The following is a 436-nucleotide window of genomic DNA, read 5'->3' as shown; positions in this document are numbered from 1 at the left end:
CTACTACCTCCCCCCGGATGCCGCGACCTACTTCTCCCACTGCCACATCACGCCGCCGCCGCACCTCCAGCTCGCCATCGTCGGCCAGATCCTCGTGCCGCCGCGCCAGACCCGCGTGCCCGCCAGCGCGCCCCTGCACGCCCCGCTACCCACCCACCCACTGCCTCCCCCCACCGCCCCCCGCAACGCCCTTCTCCGCACGACCCCCCTCCCCCCGCCCACCCCCTCCACGACGTCTCTTTCACCTCCCCTCCACCCGCCGTCCCCTCCCCATGACCCCACGAATTCTCCCCTCCCGACATGCCTCCTCCCCTCCCTCTTCTCCTGCCTCCTTTCCCCTTTCTTCCCTCCTTCCCTCCCGCCCTCTCGCCGTCTTCCCCTCCCTTTTCCCTCCCCCCTTCTCCCTCTCTTCCTTTTCCCCTTTTTTTCTCTCCTC

General features: G+C 69.3%; 1 protein-coding gene. It reads right to left on the bottom strand.

Translation table 11 applies throughout. The features are described from left to right. Positions 1-241: 241 nt before the first annotated feature. The coding region (locus A6V37_RS41875) for a hypothetical protein (protein WP_208607888.1) at positions 242-436 on the bottom strand (195 nt) is incomplete at its 5' end.

Source organism: Paraburkholderia ginsengiterrae (genome assembly GCF_001645125.1).
Taxonomy (GTDB): Bacteria; Pseudomonadota; Gammaproteobacteria; order Burkholderiales; family Burkholderiaceae; genus Paraburkholderia; species Paraburkholderia ginsengiterrae.
This window is presented reverse-complemented; position numbering and strand designations above follow the sequence as displayed.